16 protein-coding genes are annotated in these 17319 nt (G+C 62.6%); 5 read left to right on the top strand and 11 right to left on the bottom strand.

Features of this window, described 5'->3' with window-relative positions; translation table 11 throughout:
- Positions 1-157: 157 nt before the first annotated feature.
- From BQ8794_RS26175 to BQ8794_RS26140, 8 genes are all read right to left on the bottom strand, one after another.
- Positions 158-433: a sarcosine oxidase subunit delta gene (locus BQ8794_RS26175; protein WP_077381463.1), complete on the bottom strand. Its 276-nt coding sequence runs from the start codon at positions 431-433 to the stop codon at positions 158-160.
- 15 nt (positions 434-448) lie between these two features.
- On the bottom strand, positions 449-1702 hold the full coding sequence (locus BQ8794_RS26170; RefSeq protein WP_077381462.1) for a sarcosine oxidase subunit beta family protein: 1254 nt from the start codon (positions 1700-1702) through the stop codon (positions 449-451).
- Between the two features lie 92 nt (positions 1703-1794).
- On the bottom strand, positions 1795-3102 hold the full coding sequence (glnT, locus tag BQ8794_RS26165) for a type III glutamate--ammonia ligase (RefSeq protein ID WP_077381461.1): 1308 nt from the start codon (positions 3100-3102) through the stop codon (positions 1795-1797).
- 42 nt (positions 3103-3144) lie between these two features.
- Positions 3145-4473 (bottom strand): FMN-binding glutamate synthase family protein, encoded by a 1329-nt coding sequence (locus BQ8794_RS26160; RefSeq protein ID WP_077381460.1) that lies wholly within the window; start codon positions 4471-4473, stop codon positions 3145-3147.
- A 6-nt stretch (positions 4474-4479) separates the two neighbouring features.
- Positions 4480-5211, bottom strand: coding sequence for a GltB/FmdC/FwdC-like GXGXG domain-containing protein (locus tag BQ8794_RS26155; RefSeq protein ID WP_077381459.1), 732 nt, complete (start codon positions 5209-5211; stop codon positions 4480-4482).
- Positions 5212-5215: 4 nt separating this feature from the next.
- Positions 5216-6112 carry a class II glutamine amidotransferase gene (locus tag BQ8794_RS26150; RefSeq protein ID WP_077381458.1) on the bottom strand — a complete coding sequence of 299 codons (897 nt, stop codon included), beginning with the start codon at positions 6110-6112 and terminating at the stop codon, positions 5216-5218.
- A gap of 133 nt (positions 6113-6245) precedes the next feature.
- Complete coding sequence (locus tag BQ8794_RS26145; protein WP_077381457.1) at positions 6246-6464, bottom strand: hypothetical protein; 219 nt, start codon at positions 6462-6464, stop codon at positions 6246-6248.
- A 22-nt stretch (positions 6465-6486) separates the two neighbouring features.
- A complete protein-coding gene (locus tag BQ8794_RS26140; RefSeq protein ID WP_077381456.1) occupies positions 6487-7884 on the bottom strand; it encodes an ammonium transporter in 1398 nt (465 codons plus the stop codon).
- A gap of 165 nt (positions 7885-8049) precedes the next feature.
- On the opposite strand from BQ8794_RS26140, the gene BQ8794_RS26135 reads away from it, so the two are divergent.
- The 4 genes from BQ8794_RS26135 to BQ8794_RS26120 are packed head-to-tail and all read left to right on the top strand — an operon-like array spanning position 8050 to position 11806.
- Positions 8050-9183: an aminomethyl transferase family protein gene (locus BQ8794_RS26135; RefSeq protein WP_077381455.1), complete on the top strand. Its 1134-nt coding sequence runs from the start codon at positions 8050-8052 to the stop codon at positions 9181-9183.
- Between the two features lie 14 nt (positions 9184-9197).
- Positions 9198-9794: a dimethylamine monooxygenase subunit DmmA family protein gene (locus BQ8794_RS26130; protein WP_077381454.1), complete on the top strand. Its 597-nt coding sequence runs from the start codon at positions 9198-9200 to the stop codon at positions 9792-9794.
- On the top strand, positions 9791-10756 hold the full coding sequence (locus BQ8794_RS26125) for a PDR/VanB family oxidoreductase (protein ID WP_077381453.1): 966 nt from the start codon (positions 9791-9793) through the stop codon (positions 10754-10756). Before BQ8794_RS26130 ends, BQ8794_RS26125 begins: the two co-directional genes overlap by 4 nt.
- 9 nt (positions 10757-10765) lie before the next feature.
- The gene (locus tag BQ8794_RS26120) at positions 10766-11806 is read left to right on the top strand and encodes a heme-dependent oxidative N-demethylase family protein (protein WP_077381452.1); all 1041 of its coding nucleotides are present in this window, start codon (positions 10766-10768) and stop codon (positions 11804-11806) included.
- 170 nt (positions 11807-11976) lie between these two features.
- Here the strand turns inward: BQ8794_RS26120 and BQ8794_RS26115 are convergent, their stop codons facing one another.
- Entirely contained in the window at positions 11977-12684 is a 708-nt protein-coding gene (locus BQ8794_RS26115) for a helix-turn-helix domain-containing protein (protein ID WP_077381451.1), read from the bottom strand.
- A gap of 250 nt (positions 12685-12934) precedes the next feature.
- On the opposite strand from BQ8794_RS26115, the gene BQ8794_RS26110 reads away from it, so the two are divergent.
- Positions 12935-14293, top strand: a complete 1359-nt coding sequence (locus BQ8794_RS26110) for an NAD(P)-binding domain-containing protein (protein ID WP_077381450.1) — start codon at positions 12935-12937, stop codon at positions 14291-14293.
- A gap of 517 nt (positions 14294-14810) precedes the next feature.
- On the opposite strand, the gene BQ8794_RS26105 is transcribed toward BQ8794_RS26110, so the two are convergent.
- Both BQ8794_RS26105 and BQ8794_RS26100 read right to left on the bottom strand, forming a co-directional pair.
- Positions 14811-16262: an FAD-binding oxidoreductase gene (locus BQ8794_RS26105; protein WP_077381449.1), complete on the bottom strand. Its 1452-nt coding sequence runs from the start codon at positions 16260-16262 to the stop codon at positions 14811-14813.
- Positions 16259-17200, bottom strand: a complete 942-nt coding sequence (locus BQ8794_RS26100) for an alpha/beta fold hydrolase (RefSeq protein ID WP_077381448.1) — start codon at positions 17198-17200, stop codon at positions 16259-16261. Before BQ8794_RS26100 ends, BQ8794_RS26105 begins: the two co-directional genes overlap by 4 nt.
- Between the last annotated feature and the right edge of the window lie 119 nt (positions 17201-17319).

The raw sequence follows: 17319 nt of genomic DNA, 5'->3' as shown, positions 1-17319 counted from the left end.
GTGACGGGGAGAAGGGGGCCGGCCGCGGCCTCGAGATTCCGTCTGCAACGCTGGCGATTGGCGAAACCGTGGATGACAGCGCCCCTCTCCCCGTCCCTATACGGGGAGAGGATGCCGGCAGGCAGGTGAGGGGCAGCGCTGAGCTGGCTAAGAATGCTCATTTTGCCACCTGCCTTGCACCCACACCCGCCGCCGGCTCGACCGAGGAGATCTCGTGCGTCAGCGTGTTGCGGGTGATCTTCAGCCAGGCCCGGCAGCCGCCGCCATGGTACCAATGTTCGCTCATCGCACCGGCGACATTGTCGCGTAGATAGACGTAGTCGAAGACGTCGTCTTCCGAGGTGCCGGCGGCCGGACGCAGCGGCTTGGCGTCGCCCAAATAGGTGAATTCGCCGAGTTCGCGTTCGCCGCAGAAGGGACAGACAATACGCATGCTTTCGGACCATCCTCAGTGCAGGTTCGGTTGGGCGCCGACGCCCTTTTCATCGATCATCGCACCCCGCCGGAACCGGTCGAGGCGGAAGCGCGCCGCCTCCTTGTGCAGTTCGTCGCGGGCCAGAAGATGGGCAAAGACAAGGCCGGAGCCGGGCGTCGCCTTGAAGCCGCCATAGCACCAGCCGGCATTGAGATAGAGCCCGTCCACTGGCGTCTTGTCGATGATCGGCGAGCCGTCCATCGACATGTCCATGATGCCGCCCCATTGGCGCAAGAGGCGCACGCGACCGATCATCGGCATCAGCGCCATGCCGCCCTCGCAGACGTCTTCCATCACAGGCATGTTGCCGCGCTGGGCATAGGAATTGTAGCCGTCTATGTCGCCGCCGAAGACCAGCCCGCCCTTGTCCGACTGGCTGACATAGAAATGGCCGGCGCCGAAGGTCATGACATTGGGGATCAGCGGCTTGATCGCCTCGGAAACGAAGGCCTGCAGCACATGGCTCTCGATCGGCAGCCGCAGTCCAGCCATCGCCGCGACGCGCGACGAACTGCCGGCGACGGCCATGCCGACCTTGCCGGCGCCGATTGTGCCGCGCGATGTCTCGACGCCGGTCACCTTGCCGTTGGCATCGCGCACAAAGCTGGTCACCTCGCAGTTCTGGATGATGTCGACACCGAGCGCGCTCGCCGCATGGGCGTAGCCCCAGACCACAGCGTCGTGGCGCGCCGTGCCGCCGCGCCGCTGCAGCAGGCCGCCCTGCACGGGAAAGCGGGCATTGTCGAAGTTCAGGAACGGCATCATCTTCTTGACCGCGGCAAGGTCGAGCAGTTCGGCATCGATGCCGTTGATGCGCATCGTGTTGCCGCGCCGCGCGTAGGCGTCGCGCTGTGCGTCGGAATGATAGAGGTTGATGACGCCGCGCTGGCTGACCATCGTATTGTAGTTGAGATCCTGCTCCATGCGTTCCCACAGCTTCATCGACAGCTCGTAGAAGCCGGTATTGCCGGGCAGCCCGTAATTGGAACGGATGATCGTGGTGTTGCGGCCGGCATTGCCGGAGCCGATCCAGCCCTTTTCGAGCACGGCGACATTGCTGATGCCGTACTCGCTGGCGAGGAACCATGCCGTCGCCAGACCGTGGCCGCCGCCGCCGATGATCACCACGTCGTAGTGATTTTTCGGGCTGGCGTCGCGCCAGGTGCGCTGCCAATTCTTGTGACCGGAAAAAGCGGCGCGGGCGAGGGAGAAGATCGAGTATTTCATGACTCTATTCCGAGGTCGCTCGCGCCACGCAGGACCATTCTTGACGCATCGGAATCAGCCGAAAACCGCTTCACACTTTTCAGTCCGATGCTCTAGATATCCAGCGTGTGGTCACGCTCCCACTGGGTGAAGTGGGAAGCATAGGAATTCCATTCCTGGTGCTTGAGCTTTAGATAAGCCGACGAGAATTCCTCACCCAGCGCCGCCTTGAGCGATTTGTCGTTGTCGAACTCGCGCAATGCATCGAGCAGGTTGAGCGGCAGCTTCGGCGCGCCCTCCACCGTATGGCCGAACTGGTACATGTCGATGTCGTAGCGCTTGCCCGGATCGGCCTTCGAGCGAATGCCGTCGAGGCCGGCGGCGATGATGACCGCCTGCAGCAGATAAGGGTTTGCCGCGCCGTCGGGCAGGCGCAGCTCGAAGCGGCCGGGGCCGGGCACGCGCACCATATGGGTGCGGTTGTTGCCGGTCCAGGTCACTGAGTTCGGCGCCCAGGTGGCGCCCGAAACGGTGCGCGGCGCATTGATGCGCTTGTAGGAATTGACGGTCGGGTTGGTGATCGCGGCAAGTGCCGAAGCATGCTTCATGATGCCGCCGAGAAAATGCCTGCCCTTCGCCGACAGGCCGAGCTCCATGGCGTTGTCGGCAAAGACATTGGTCTTGCCATCCTTGTCCCACACCGAGATGTGGGCGTGGCAGCCATTGCCGGTCAGGCCGGGGAATGGTTTTGGCATGAAGGTGGCGCGCAGGCCGTGCTTTTCTGCAACGGACCTCACCATGAACTTGAAGAAGGAATGCTTGTCGGCGGTCGCCAGCGCATCGTCGAAGGCCCAGTTCATCTCGAACTGGCCGTTGGCGTCCTCATGGTCGTTCTGGTAGGCGCCCCAGCCGAGCGCCAGCATGTGGTCGCAGATCTCGGCGATGACATCGTAGCGCCGCATCACCGCCTGCTGGTCGTAGCAGGGCTTTGACGCCGTGTCGTATTCGTCGGAAATCGTCTTGCCGTCCGGCGAGATCAGGAAGAACTCGGCCTCGACGCCGGTCTTGACATGCATGCCGTCGCCGGCCGCCTCGTCAATCAGCCGCTTCAGCGTGTTGCGCGGCGCCTGAGCGACCGTTTTTTCGTCCATCATGCAATTGGCGGCAATCCAGGCGACTTCCGGCTTCCACGGCAGCTGGATGACCGAATCCGGATCCGGCACCGCCAGCATGTCTGGATGCGCCGGCGTCAGGTCGAGCCAGGTGGCAAAGCCGGCAAAGCCGGCGCCGTCCTTCTGCATGTCGGCGATGGCCTGCGCCGGCACCAGCTTGGCGCGCTGCCCACCGAACAGGTCGGTGTAGGAAATCATGAAATATTTGACGCCGTTCCCCTTGGCGAAGGCGGCGAGATCGTTCCCCATTATAGTTCCTCGCTTATTGGTTTTTTTGGTGGTCTGATATGTTCAGAAGCCGTTCTTCCCCGGTATCCAGTTGGTCCCGGCCAGCGGCACGCCGGCCATGGCGGCGGCTTCGATCGTCAGCGCGACGAGATCCTCGGGCTCGAGATTATGCAGGCTGTTCTTGCCGCAGGCGCGGGCGATCGTCTGCGCCTCCAGCGTCATCACCTTGAGATAATTGGCCAGCCGTCGTCCTGCCGCTATCGGATCGAGCCGTTTCATCAGTTCGGGGTCCTGCGTGGTGATGCCGGCCGGATCGCGGCCCTCGTGCCAGTCGTCATAGGCGCCGGCGGTGGTGCCGAGCTCGTTGTACTCCGCCTCCCAGCGCGGATCGTTGTCGCCGAGCGCGACAAGTGCGGCGGTGCCGATCGACACCGCGTCGACGCCGAGCGCCAGCGCCTTGGCGACATCGGCGCCGTTGCGGATGCCGCCGGAGATGATCAGCTGCACCTTGCGGTGCATGCCGAGATCCTGCAGTGCCTGCACCGCCGGCCTGATGCAGGCAAGCGTCGGCTGGCCGACATTCTCGATGAACACTTCCTGGGTTGCGGCGGTGCCGCCCTGCATGCCGTCGATGACGACGACATCGGCGCCTGATTTCACCGCAAGCGCTGTATCGTAATAGGGCCGGGCGCCGCCGACCTTGACGTAGATCGGCTTTTCCCAGTCGGTGATTTCACGCAGTTCCAGGATCTTGATTTCGAGATCGTCGGGCCCGGTCCAGTCGGGATGGCGTGAGGCTGAGCGCTGGTCGATACCCTTGGGCAGCGTGCGCATTTCGGCGACGCGGTCGGAGATCTTCTGGCCAAGCAGCATGCCGCCGCCGCCGGGCTTGGCGCCCTGGCCGACGACGATCTCGATCGCATCCGCCCGGCGCAAGTCGCGCGGGTTCATACCGTAGCGCGACGGCAGGTATTGGTAGACCAGCGTCTTGGAATGGCCGCGCTCTTCCTCGGTCATGCCGCCGTCGCCGGTCGTCGTCGAGGTGCCCGACAGCGTCGCGCCGCGGCCGAGCGCTTCCTTCGCCGGGCCGGACAGCGAGCCAAAACTCATGCCGGCGATGGTGATCGGGATTTTCAATTCGATCGGCTTTTTCGCATGGCGCGAGCCCAGCACGACACTGGTGTCGCAGCGCTCGCGATAGCCTTCGAGCGGATAGCGCGAGATCGAAGCGCCGAGGACAAGCAGGTCGTCGAAATGCGGCAGCTTGCGCTTGGCGCCGGCGCCGCGGATATCATAGATGCCGGTCGCAGCGGCGCGACGGATCTCGGAAAGCGTGTAGTCGTCGAAGGTCGCGGATTTGCGCGGCGTCGTCGGCGGGTTGCGATAGGTCATTGAGCCTCAATACGCGTCGGCGTTGTCGATGTTGAAATTGTAGAGGGTGCGCGCCGAGCCGTAACGCGTGAACTCCGCCGCCTTGACGCCGGTCACCCCGGCGCGGTCGAGCAGGTCTTGCAGCAATGCCAGATGCTCGGGTCGCATCTCCTTGGCGATGCAGTCGGCGCCGAGGCTGCCGGCCTTGCCGCGCACGAACAGCCGCGCCTCGTAGATGGAATCGCCGAGCGCATCGCCGGCATCGCCCAGCACTACCAGATTGCCGGACTGCGCCATGAAGGCCGACATGTGGCCGATATTGCCGTGGACGACGATGTCGATGCCCTTCATTGAGATACCGCAGCGCGACGACGCATTGCCTTCGATAACCAGCAGCCCGCCCCTGCCGGTGGCACCGGCATACTGGCTGGCATCGCCTTTGACCGTTATCGAACCCGACATCATGTTTTCACCGACGCCGGGTCCCGCCGAGCCATGCACTGTGATGGCGCTGCCGTCGTTCATGCCGCCGCAATAATAGCCGACGCTGCCGCGGACATCGATGGTGACCGGCTGATCGACGCCGACGGCGACCGAATGGCTGCCTTTCGGATTGAGCACTTCCCAGGCGGTCTCGTTCGAACCGGGGGTCAAATCGTGAAGCGCCTGGTTGAGCCCGCGCAGCGGCATCTCGGCCAGGTCGAAGACCCTGGATGCATGGCTCTGGTCGAGTGCCTTGGAGACGTTGATTGCCGGCATGGACTCAATGCTCCCAGAAATAGACGGTTGCAGGCTCGGGTTCCCAGACCCTCGCATTGTCGATGCCGGGCAGTTTGGTCAGCGCACGATATTCCGAGCCGAAGGCGACATACTGGTTGGTCTCGGCCATGACGGCAGGCTTGCAGGCGATCGGATCGCGCACCACGCCGAAGCCGTTCTTGGTGCCGACGACGAAGGTGAAGAAGCCGTCGAGGTCGCTCAGCGTGCCTTCCAGCGCCTCGCCGAGATTCTTGCCATGCGCCATCTGCGAGGAGAGATAGGCGGCCGCGACTTCGGTGTCGTTCTCGGTCTCGAATTTCATGCCTTCGCGGATCAGCTCGCGGCGGACATTGTTGTGATTGGAAAGTGAGCCATTGTGCACCAGGCATTGGTCGGCGCCGGTCGAGAATGGATGCGCGCCCATCGTTGTCACCGCCGATTCCGTCGCCATGCGGGTATGGCCGATGCCGTGCGTGCCGGTCATGCTGCGCACGTCGAAGCGATCGACCACCGTTTCGGGCAAGCCAACTTCCTTGTAGATTTCGACGACGTCGCCGGCGCCCATGATGCGGATGTCGGGGCGCAGCGCCTGGATCGCCTCGCGCACTGCGTCGATCTTGGCAGGCGCGGTCCTGACCACCGCATGCGTCGATTTCACTGCGACGCTTACTGGCGCTCCAATCGCTTTGGCGATGTCGGCGTCAAGGTTGCGGAAATCGCGCTCCGGGTTTGCCGACTGGATGGTGATCTTGGCCTCGTTGCCGGATGGCGTGCCATAGATGGCGATGCCGGCACTGTCGGGACCGCGATCGCTGAGCGAGATCAGCATCTCCGAAAGCATCGAGCCGAGTTGGGGCTCGAGCGCCCTGTCCTTCAAAAACAATCCGACGATTCCGCACATGTCAGGCTCCCGCGGTGAGGTATGATTTCGGTGCTACCAGCTTCATAAATAGAATTCAACTCATATGAAAGTTTTTTTCATCTTGGACAAGTCGTCCGGCGCAATTTGAGACGCCAGACGACCTTATTCCGGTCTAATGGCGGTCGATCGCTTTTCTCGTCTCATCCCCGCTGCGATCCGCCGCCATATCGGCCTCGATCTCAGCGCTCTCGTGGCGCGTCTGGAGGACGTGCCACCCGATCCAGAAGACGAGGCCGACGATCACCATCACCACTTCAGAGCCCTGGAAAGGGTAGATCGCGCCCACGTCCTTGAGGTCCACGGCCCAGCTTTCCATTCCATTGGTCGACATTGCGGTTCTCCTTGTCGGTTGACTATTTGATCATGGCCTTTTCGGCGGTTGCCAGTTCGCGGACCGACGCCTCGAACGCATGGTTGAGGGCAAAGTCGACGCCCTCGAGTTCGACCTTCTTCGGTACGCGCAGGAGGTTCATGCTGTTGAGGATCTTGCAGACGACGAAGGTGGGGACGAAGCCGAGCACGAACATCAGCACCGCACCAGCGAAATTGCCGAGCGGGTTGATGTGCGCGAAGCCCTCATAGGGTGAGGACGGCTGTCCCCACAGCATGAATCCCGCCACCACGACGCCGAGGAACCCGCCGTAACCATGCACGGCAACAGCGCCGACCGCATCATCGATCTTGAAGCGGCGCTCGACGAAATAGTGCAGCTTGTAGCAGATGCTCGGGACGATCGCGCCGATCAGCATCGCCTGGATCGGGTGATAGAGGTCGTTGCCGGCCGACGTTGAGATAACGCCGCAAAGCCCCATCGAGAACGTCCAGAACGGGTCGCCTTTCGAGACGATGTAGCCGGCCAGCATACCGCCCGACAGCGACATCAGGAAGTTGAAGGTGATCGCCGAGAGCGTGGTCGGTGCGAGATAGATATTGGTCGCCGTCCAGGTCTCGCCGGTGATCTGGCCGGCAATCGTGGCCGGGCTGATCAGCGGAATGTTGCACGCGGCATAGAAGCCCCAGAAGCCGGTGAAGATCAGGAACAGGCCGATCGTGACCAGCCAGACATTGTGGGGCGGGATGTCGCGCGCCGTGCCGTCGGGCCTGAACTTGCCGATGCGCGGACCCAGCACGATGAGAAAGGCGAGCGCCGCTCCGCCGGCGATCGCGTGCACGACCCCCGATGCATAGGCATCATGATAGCCCCAGAGTTTCACCATCCAGCCTTGCGGATGCCAGCCCCAGGACGCGTCGAGTATCCACAGGACCGAGCCGATCAACACCGCGACGATCCAGAACGCACCAGAGCGCGCGCGCTCTATGATCGAGCCCGAGATGATCGACGCCGTCGTGATGGAAAACAGCAGAAAGGCGCCCCAGAACACGCCGTTGAGGCGATGCCACAGCGCGGCGTCGGTAGGGGTGACCCCCGTCTCGCCTGGATTGACACCGGAGAGATGGGTGCCCATCAGCGGATTCCATGGTTCGGCAAATGGTGCGGTGACAAGTCCGCCGGCGATGCCCGGGCCGTTGGGGAAGCCGAAATAGATCCACCAGCCGAAAAAATAGAAGGTGATCGTGACGAGCGGAATCGCCATCGCGTTCTTCATCAGCGTTTTCAGATGATTGCGCCGACGCGACACGCCGACCTCATACATGCAGAACCCGACATGGATCAGGAACATCATGACGATGGTCACCCAGTAGTAGAACTCCGTGAAAATGGTCGTTAGAGCGTTGAGATTCCCTTCCATTGCATGTCCCCTCCGTTCAGTTGCGTTCCTTGCCTCTCAGTAAAACTTTTTGCATCTTAGTATTGCGCGCTTTTGGAGTTTTGAGTCAATATGGCGCGGACCGTCGCATGGCCTCGGTGCCCTTGAGCGGCGAACGCCGGCAATCTTGTGAGGAGAAGCAAGTCCATGACCGCATCCTGGAGATTTTCGACCTTGGCGGATCGCCATCGTGCGCTCGGTTCGAAGCTCGAAGACTGGAGCGGGATGGGCACCGCCTGGACCTACGATAAGGACGCCGACGAGGAGTATATCGCCATTCGCACCAATGCTGGGCTGATGGATGTGTCGGGCCTGAAAAAGGTCCACATCACCGGGCCGCATGCCTCGCATCTGATCGACCTGGCGACGACGCGCGACGTGGAAAAGATCTATCCCGGCAAGTCGGCCTATGCCTGCATGCTCAATGAGGCCGGCAAGTTCACCGACGACTGCATCCTCTACCGCACCGGCCCGAATGCCTGGATGGTCGTGCATGGTTCGGGCACCGGCCATGAGGAGTTGCAGCGCGCCGCCATGGGCCGCGATGTCTCGCTGCGCTTCGACGACAATCTGCACGACCTTTCGCTGCAGGGACCGATCGCCGTCGACTATCTGGCAAAGCATGTACCGGGCATACGCGACCTCGCCTATTTCCATCATATGCAGACCCGGCTGTTCGGTCTTCCGGTGATGATCTCGCGCACCGGCTACACCGGCGAGCGCGGCTACGAGATCTTCTGCCGCGGCCAGGATGCCGGCGCGATCTGGGACACCATCCTCGACGAGGGCAAGAGCGCCGGCATCATCCCGTGCCGGTTCACCACGCTCGATATGCTGCGCGTCGAGAGCTACCTCTTGTTCTACCCCTACGACAATTCGCAGAAATATCCGTTCGAGAACGAAGGCCCCGGCGACACGCTGTGGGAACTCGGCCTCGATTTCACCGTCAGCCCCGGCAAGACAGGGTTTCGCGGCGCCGAGGAGCACTACCGCCTCAAGGGCAAGGAACGCTTCAAGATCTTCGGCGTGCTGCTCGAAGGCAAGGAGCCGGCCGACGAGGGCGCACCGGTCTATCGCGACGGAAAAAGGGTCGGGGTGGTGACCTGCGCCATGTATTCGCCGCTGGTCCAGAAATCGATGGGCATTGCCCGGCTCGACGTCAACTGCGCCGTCCAGGGCACCAGGCTCGAGATCCGCAACCAGAGCGGCGCTATCAGCGCAACGGCCGAGCCGCTTCCATTCGACGATCCGAAGAAGACCAAGCGTACGGCGAAAGGCTGAGGCATACTGAGAGGATGGCAGCGAAAAGCATCATCAGCCGGCCGGTCTACGGGACCCTGTCGCCGCAGCCCGGCAAGCATCATCTTTTCGTGGCGGATGCAGAAGGCGCGCTGGCGATAACAGACCTGGCCGCCAAGGCGCCCGACGGTTTTTTTGCCGATGCTCACATCATTTTCATCCCCGGCAATGAGGGCCAGCATGTCGCCGCGCTCGAAGCGCTGAAGCCGGCTCAGCTCTACCAGGGACCTTCCTTCGCCAGCGCCCTGCCGCGGCTGAAGCAGACGCTGGCCAACGCGCATATGGGCCTGCGCCTCTATCTCGCCGGCACGGAAGGGTTGATCGGCCAGGCCATGCAGGTGGCGCTCGAAGCCGGCATCGACCACACCTCGATCCAGACCGAGCATCGCGGCTCGCTGGCGCGCCGCGTCCAATGCGTCCATTGCAAGGGCATCACCGAAAACGTGACGACGCAGCCGGCGACCTGTTCGCATTGTGGCCTGCTTCTTCTGGTACGCGATCACTATTCCAGGCGCCTCGCGGCATTCCAGGGCGTCTGCATCAATGCGGAAGACCGCAGCGAAATTCCTCCGACGGAGGAGATCTTTCGATGAGCACCGGCACCACCAAGCTCGACGTCGTGGTGAGCGATGTCGTCCCGGTCAACGAACTGGTCACGCGCTTCCATTTCCGCCGGCGCGACGGGCAGCTTTTGCCGACATTTTCCGGCGGCGCTCATGTTGTGGTGGAGATGCGCGACGGCGAGCGGACTAGGCTCAACCCCTATTCGCTCATGGGCTCGCCGCTCGACACGCGCGAGTACACGATTTCGGTGCGCCGCGACGATGTCGGCCGCGGCGGCTCGCTGTTCATGCACAGGCATGTCAGGCCCGGCATCGAGATGGTGATCAGCTATCCGGTCAATCTGTTCTCGCTCGACCTGCGCGCCAGGAAGCATCTGATGCTGGCCGGTGGCATCGGCATCACGCCGTTCATGGCGCAGACCGCGCAGCTGGCGGCGGATGGCGGCAATTTCGAGTTGCATTACACCTGCCGCACCGCCTCGCTCGGCACCTATGCCGATCTGCTCAGGGAGCGCTACGACCGCCGGGTCAGGCTATATCACGACGACCGCGACGAGCGCATCGAGCTCGACCGGCTGCTGTCGTCGCAGCCGCTCGGCACGCATCTCTACGTCTGCGGCCCGTCGGGCATGATCGGTTGGGTGCGCGATCGCGCCGCTGCGCTCGGCTGGCCGACGGAAACCGTGCATTTCGAGCATTTTGCCGCCCCGCAGCCCGGCGCGCCGTTCGACGTGACGTTGGCGGTCAGCGGCAAGACGATCCGCGTCGGCGAGCAGCAGAGCCTGCTCGAGGCGATCGAGGCGGCCGGCGTTGATCCGCCCTATCTCTGCCGCGGCGGCGTCTGCGGCCAGTGCGAAACCAATGTCATCGCGCATGACGGCAACTTCATCCACAACGACCACTGGCTGAGCGAGGAAGAGCACCGTTGCGGCAAGAAGATCATGCCCTGCGTCTCGCGCTTCGAGGGCAGATCGCTGGTTCTGGAAAGATAGGAGGCGAGCCTGGGCATCACCTTTCGTAACGAAACGTTCCGTAACGACTTCAGCTTCAGGAACAGCCCGGAGCACATCAGGCGGTTTCCGTTCCCGTTCCACGAAGACAGCTACATGTATGCGGTCAACATCGAGCCGCACGTCGTCGGGCCGAAGGGCAGCGTGCTCGAAAACCTGATCGACGTCGACGAGCACTATGTCGCCGAGATGCGGGACCGCGCGCTGGTGCTGGCGGAAGACCCGCTGCGCTGCCAGTCGCTGCCGCACATGACGCTGGCCGGCTGGGACCTGCTCGAACTTCTGATGGAACAGCAGGCGCTGGGCTATCCCGAGCATTTCACGCTGACGCGCGACGGCGACAAATGGCGCTGGATAAACCGGCCGCTCGGCATCGACGACAGCTTCACCTTCGGCGATGTCTCGACGCTGCCCTATGGGCCGATGGAATACATCACGCGGCAATCACAAGGCGATTTCTGCATCCTCGACCAGCGCGACGGCAATCTGTGGATGGATGCCGGCATGGTCACCACCCAGGCCGACTGGTCGCTCGATTTCGACATCGGCATGAACTTCTTCGAGTGGCACGCGCCGGTGCCTCTGGCGCATGAGAAGGGGATTTTCACCCGGGCGCTAAAATTCCTCACCAACATCCAGCAGGGCAAGCCGGCGCGGCGGCTGAACTGGACGATGACCATCAATCCGCGCCTCGACACCAGTCCGGAAAATTATCACAAATGGGGTCCGGACCGGGCAACGGTGACGCCCGAAAACGTCGGCGACAAGGTCCATCTGCGCGTTGAGCTGCAAAGCTTCTGGCGGCTGCCGCGCTCGAACGGCATCGTCTTCCCGATCCGCTGCTACCTGATCAAGATGGACGAACTGGTGACGCAGCCGAAATGGGCGCGCCGCCTGCACCGCGTCATCCGCGACCTTCCCGAAGAACTCGCCAATTACAAAGGCTTGACGCGCTATCGCGCGACGCTGGTCGAATGGCTGTCGAAGCTCGACAACGGCAGCCCGACATCGCCGGGCTTCGGGCCGGATTAAGCAAGTCCCCCTCATCCGGCCGCTTCGCGGCCACCTTCTCCCCGCTGGGGAGAAGAGGTAGGCACCGGCGCCGCCAATCTCCTCTCCCCTTGGGGAGAGGTCGGATTGCCCCGAATTGCCCTTCGCAATTCGGTTGGCAATCCGGGTGAGGGGGGCTGCTTGCGTCCCGCTCACCCCGCGCTGCTCTGCCGATAGCAGATGATCGAAAGATAGCGCATCGGCAGGACCGTCAGCACCTCCGGCCCGTGCGGCGCATCGGCGTCGAAGAACAGGCTGTCGCCGGGCTTCATCGGATAGAGATTGCTGCCGTGCCGGTAAACGACCTCGCCTTCGAGCATGTAGAGGAACTCCATGCCTTCGTGCTGGAAGGTCGGAAACACATCGGAATCCTCGGTCAGCGTGATCAGATAGGGCTCGACGACGACGCCGCTGGTGTTGGAGCCGATATGGCCGAGCAGATTGTACTGGTGGCCGGCGCGCGTGCCGCGGCGCTCGACGTCGAGGCCTTCGCCAGCCCTAACGAAGACGGCGCTGCGCTCTTCCTCGAAGCGGCGGAAGAAGGCGGTGACCGGAACGCCGAGCGCCCGCGACAGCGCCTGCAAAGTGGTCAGCGACGGCGAGGTGATGCCGTTTTCGATCTTCGACAGCATGCCAAGCGAAATGTCGGTGGCAGCGGCAAGATCGGCAACAGTGATGCCAAGTTTCTTGCGAAACGCCCGCACCTCGCGGCCGATTGCCACCTCAAGGACCTTTTCGCGGGTGTCGCGAACGGCGTGCGGGTCCTGGGTCAGTGGCGTCCGGATCGTTGCCACGCTCTTCGGCGATGGCTTGGCCTTGGCGGCGACACCATTCCTGAAACTGGAAGCTTTCTTCGCCATGTCGCCACCCCGGGGTCTGCGGATCTATTTCACTCACGGTGAACATATTCGCTGCGGGTACATGAGCGCAACTGCCACAGCAAGCCGCTTTTGACGACCGCGCGTTCTCCGGACTTTCCGCCGTGGCCGAAAATCAGATCGGGTGAAACGCGGTTTCGGCAGAACGCCTGTTGACAGCATCGAAGGGGCAATTACTGTCCTGTCAGTGAAATTTGTTTCGTTAGGGAAATGAGAGATCGGGAGGCTCGCAATGAAAAGTCGTGTTGCCGTCATCGGAGCCGGACCGTCCGGCATGGCCCAGCTTCGAGCCTTCAAGTCGGCAGCCGACAACGGCGCGGACATTCCGGAAATCGTCTGCTTCGAAAAGCAGTCCGACTGGGGCGGCCTGTGGAATTACACCTGGCGCACCGGCCTCGACGAGCATGGCGACCCGGTGCATGGCTCGATGTACCGCTACCTCTGGTCGAACGGACCGAAGGAATGCCTCGAATTCGCCGACTACACGTTTGAGGAGCACTTTGGCCGTCCGATCGGCTCCTACCCGCCGCGCGCGGTGCTGTGGGACTATATCAAGGGCCGCGTCGAAAAATCCGACGTGCGCAAATGGGTGCGCTTCAACAGCCCGGTGCGCATGGTGACCTTCTCCGACGCGACAAAAAAATTCACCGTCACCGCGCATGACCGCACCAACGACGTCACCTATTCCGAAGAGTTCGACAACGTCGTTGTTGCCTCGGGGCATTTTTCCGTACCCAACGTTCCCTATTTCGAGGGCTTTACGAGCTTCAATGGCCGCATCTTGCACAGCCATGATTTCCGCGACGCCATGGAATTCAAGGACAAGGACATCCTGATCATCGGCCGCTCCTATTCGGCCGAGGATATCGGCTCGCAATGCTACAAATACGGCGCCAAATCGATCACCTCCAGCTACCGCTCGAAGCCGATGGGCTTCAAATGGCCTGACAACTGGAAGGAAGTGCCGCTGCTGCAGAAGGTCGTCGGCAAGACCGCGCATTTCAAGGACGGCAGCACCAGGGATGTCGACGCCATCATCCTGTGCACCGGCTACCTCCATTCCTTCCCGTTCCTCACCGAGGATCTGAAGCTCAAGACCGCCAATCGCATGTGGCCGGACGGGCTCTATGAGGGCGTCGTCTGGGAGAAGAACCCACAGCTGTCCTATATCGGCATGCAGGACCAGTTCTACACCTTCAACATGTTCGACGCGCAGGCCTGGTTCGCGCGCGACGTCATCATGGGCCGCATCGAACTGCCCTGGGCAGAAGTGATGGCGGAACATGGCAGGAGATGGCGGGCGCGCGAGGAAACGCTGGAAGACGCCGAGCAGATGATCTGGTTCCAGGGCGACTACACCAAGGAGTTGATGGAGCAGACCGATTATCCGGGATTTGACGTCGAGGCGACAAATCAGACCTTCATGGAATGGGAGCACCACAAGGCGCAAGACATCATGAGCTTCCGCGACCACGCCTACCGCTCGCTGATGACCGGCACGATGGCGCCGCTGCACCATACGCCGTGGCTGCAGGCGATGGACGATTCGATGGAATCTTATCTCGAGGTGAAGGGGGTTGCGGCGGAGTAGACCATGATCCCGAACCGAAGGACCGCGTCAGCGAAAAGTAGGAATCGGTTTTTCGGAAAAGATCGTGGTCAAACAAGAAAAGGAAAATAGAGTCTGTGGCTGAGGGTCAGAACCCAATCATTCTGAACGACCGAGTTCAGACCTTCTCGGGCATTTGACGACGCAAGTTGACCCCTTGGCGGAAGTTCGTTCGCCACCGGCCGAATTCACGCCCATGACCCCTATCGGCCGTTCAGTCGCACCACATCGAAGGTTCGGATTGGTGGTGACGAGCCGTCATTCACTCCAGCCGCTTGAGGATACGTTGTATCGTTTTGCGTTGGGAGAGGACATTCGCACAGGACTTCTGCATCCTCAATCGCCGAAGATCTCAGGAAGCGTGCGCGAACGTGGAACCGGTTGCGGAAATCGTCCATCAGCCGTGCTCCGGACATGCTCGAATGAACGCGAGCGACCAGCGGGTCCGTGCCCGCCTCAATGAAATAGACCTCGATCTTTGTTCGACGCCGTGGTTCGCTCACGCATTCCCGGCTCGGGTTCGAGGCGCGATGTTCCGGTTTGAGCGGAACACGTTGTCCGGGTCGTACTTCTTCTTGACCTCGACAAGACGGTCGAAGTTGGCGCCGTACGTCGCCCAGATGCGCTCCTCGTCCTCGTCGGCGGTCTGGAAATTGATGTAGTTGCCGCCGGTTGAGAAGGGTCGGATCCGTTTCCATGCGTCGCGGACCCATTGCGGGAACGTGTCCGCCTCGGGTTCGTCCGGCTTCCAGATGCCGATCACGCCGCAGGCATAGCGGGCGTCCCGGTTCCCGACGGCCCCGTCGTCCCCGTCGTGCTCGTTGAGGGCTCCACCGAGGTGGAGGATTCCCAGCTGCGCTTCCGGGATGGGACACGCGGCGGCCAAGTCCCGCCAGGTCGACAGGAGGCGGTCGCTCAGCTCGGCGGCATACTCGGTCTTCCAGTAGTAGTGGTTGCCCTTCGGCTCTGCCGCGTCGAGGTAGGACTGCACTTGCGTATAGGGCTGCTCCTGAAGCAGATCCACGACGGGGTCGGACAACGCCCGCATGGGTGCGAGCACCTCGTCGACGTTGCCCAGGTCGCCACTGTAACAGACGACCAGCGCGCAGGTCCGCTCCCCGTGCCACTGCTCTGGCACAAAGGGCGCCGCCGGGGCACGGAGGAGGTTCAGCCACACGGCCAGTTCCCGGGGCGCTTCGGTGGTGATCCTTCTGTAGGCTCGGAGGATCTCTTCGGCCCGGTCGAAGGGCCAGGCGATGAGTCCGCCGTAGACGGTCGGGCCGACTTCGTGCAGGTGGAAGGTGAACCGGGTGACAACGCCGAGGTTGGCACCGGCGCCACGGATCGCCCAGAACAGGTCGGCATTCTCATGGCGGTTGGCGGTGCGGATCTCGCCGTCCGCAGTGACGATCTCGACCTCCTCGAGGTTGTCGACCGTCCAACCGAACCGACGCGTCAGGTATCCCAAGCCGCCGCCGAGGGTCAAGCCGCTGACGCCAACCTCGGATATGAAGCCGAGCACTGTTGCCAGCCCGTGCTTCTGTGTCGCGCGGTCGACGTCCTTGAGCAGACACCCGGGCCCGACGTGCGCGAGCTTGGCATTGGGTATGACTGTGACGTCGCGCATGCGGGTCATATCGAGCGCCAAGCCGCGCTCGGTGATAGAAGTTCCGCCGATGTTGTGGCCTCCGCCCTTCACGCTAAGGAGCAGCCGGTGGTCACGTGCGAATCCCACGGCCGCGGCGACGTCGTGGGCCGAAGTCGGTTGGAGCACGAGCGCCGGGACCTTGGCCACCATGCCGTTCCAGATCAGTACAGCATCATCCCAGCCCTCATCGCCGGGGCGCAGCAGCGGCCCCTCGAGGCGCGCCTCCAATTCGTCGAGCTGCTTTGAGGTCAGGTTGACGCGCCCGCCCTCGAGACCAGCGATGTCGATGGCGCTCATGTTCATGTGACGTTCCCCCGTCCGGTCGAAGTTTCGAGCGCCTCGCGCAACGCCCGCAGAAAAGCTTCGGGCTGCTCGATGGGAGGATCGTCGGCGGCGTTCTCGATCACATGTAGCGGCCATCCGTAGCGGGTGCTCGCTGACTCGGCGATCGCCAGCTGCGTCGCGAGGTCGTGCCTGCCCCAGATCAGAGTCGTGGGAACCGTGATCCGCATGAGGTCCGCTGGCGGGATCGCGGGCATCCCGAACTGCGTCATGAGGCTGTGCTGCGCCGCGTGCAAGTTCGTCGCGCGGGCACGATCGAGGTTGTATGCCTTCAACCACTCCCAGCTCTCACCCATCCGATCACGCATGCGGTCCAGATCGAAGGCGCATTGGCGCCAGAGCCTGTCGTGCGTCTCCTCGGTCGGTCCCGCCATGAAGTCGGTCAAGGCGAGCCCGAACTCCGGCGTCGGCTGGAATGACCCCAGGCCGAGCGTGTCGACAAGAACGAGCCGGCTGAGTCGGTCGCTCTGGCGGCTGGCGAAGCGGGCTGCTATGGCGCCGCCAAGAATTTGCCCCACCAGCGTCGGCGGCATCGAGCAGGTTCGCTCGATCAGTTCGCCGAGCCACGCGAGTACGCGATCGGTGCTCAGCGGGCCGTCAGGTAGATCAGTCGTTCCGTGACCCGGCAAGTCGGGGGCGACCACGCGATGTGTCGTCACCAGGTCCGGGATGACCCGCATCCACTTGGCCGCGTGCTCTCCCGGTCCATGCAGCAGGACGATTGGCTGGCCGTCTCCGCCTTCCAGCACGGCGGTCGGAATGCCAGCCAGTTCCAGCCGTCGCTCGGTGACAGGCATCTCCGCCAGCAGCCGTTCACGAGCCTGCTTGCCGACAAACCGGCGACCGCGATGCCCTTCTGCTGGCTCCTGAGCGGCCATCCGCGCTTGTATCTCGGACATGGCGTCCTCCTGCTCGTATCTACGGTGTTGATCCTCAAATCGACGTTAGGACGGATCGCCACAGCGCCGCTTCGGCAAAATCACCCAATTTGCGCCAACCGCCGCATGGGTAGTTTCGC

The organism is Mesorhizobium prunaredense, assembly GCF_900156895.1.
Lineage (GTDB): Bacteria > Pseudomonadota > Alphaproteobacteria > Rhizobiales > Rhizobiaceae > Mesorhizobium > Mesorhizobium prunaredense.
Note: the sequence above shows the minus strand (reverse complement) of the source record. Positions and strands in the feature narration are given on the sequence as shown.

Coding starts and splice junctions, on each gene's coding strand:
- BQ8794_RS26105 (WP_077381449.1), bottom strand. CDS start 16,262: ATGAACATGAGCGCCATCGACATCGCTGGTCTCGAGGGCGGGCGCGTC.
- BQ8794_RS26175 (WP_077381463.1), bottom strand. CDS start 433: ATGCGTATTGTCTGTCCCTTCTGCGGCGAACGCGAACTCGGCGAATTC.
- BQ8794_RS26140 (WP_077381456.1), bottom strand. CDS start 7,884: ATGGAAGGGAATCTCAACGCTCTAACGACCATTTTCACGGAGTTCTAC.
- BQ8794_RS26110 (WP_077381450.1), top strand. CDS start 12,935: ATGAAAAGTCGTGTTGCCGTCATCGGAGCCGGACCGTCCGGCATGGCC.
- BQ8794_RS26160 (WP_077381460.1), bottom strand. CDS start 4,473: ATGACCTATCGCAACCCGCCGACGACGCCGCGCAAATCCGCGACCTTC.
- BQ8794_RS26155 (WP_077381459.1), bottom strand. CDS start 5,211: ATGCCGGCAATCAACGTCTCCAAGGCACTCGACCAGAGCCATGCATCC.
- BQ8794_RS26130 (WP_077381454.1), top strand. CDS start 9,198: ATGGCAGCGAAAAGCATCATCAGCCGGCCGGTCTACGGGACCCTGTCG.
- BQ8794_RS26150 (WP_077381458.1), bottom strand. CDS start 6,112: ATGTGCGGAATCGTCGGATTGTTTTTGAAGGACAGGGCGCTCGAGCCC.
- BQ8794_RS26125 (WP_077381453.1), top strand. CDS start 9,791: ATGAGCACCGGCACCACCAAGCTCGACGTCGTGGTGAGCGATGTCGTC.
- BQ8794_RS26100 (WP_077381448.1), bottom strand. CDS start 17,200: ATGTCCGAGATACAAGCGCGGATGGCCGCTCAGGAGCCAGCAGAAGGG.
- BQ8794_RS26145 (WP_077381457.1), bottom strand. CDS start 6,464: ATGTCGACCAATGGAATGGAAAGCTGGGCCGTGGACCTCAAGGACGTG.
- BQ8794_RS26115 (WP_077381451.1), bottom strand. CDS start 12,684: ATGGCGAAGAAAGCTTCCAGTTTCAGGAATGGTGTCGCCGCCAAGGCC.
- BQ8794_RS26135 (WP_077381455.1), top strand. CDS start 8,050: ATGACCGCATCCTGGAGATTTTCGACCTTGGCGGATCGCCATCGTGCG.
- BQ8794_RS26170 (WP_077381462.1), bottom strand. CDS start 1,702: ATGAAATACTCGATCTTCTCCCTCGCCCGCGCCGCTTTTTCCGGTCAC.
- glnT (WP_077381461.1), bottom strand. CDS start 3,102: ATGGGGAACGATCTCGCCGCCTTCGCCAAGGGGAACGGCGTCAAATAT.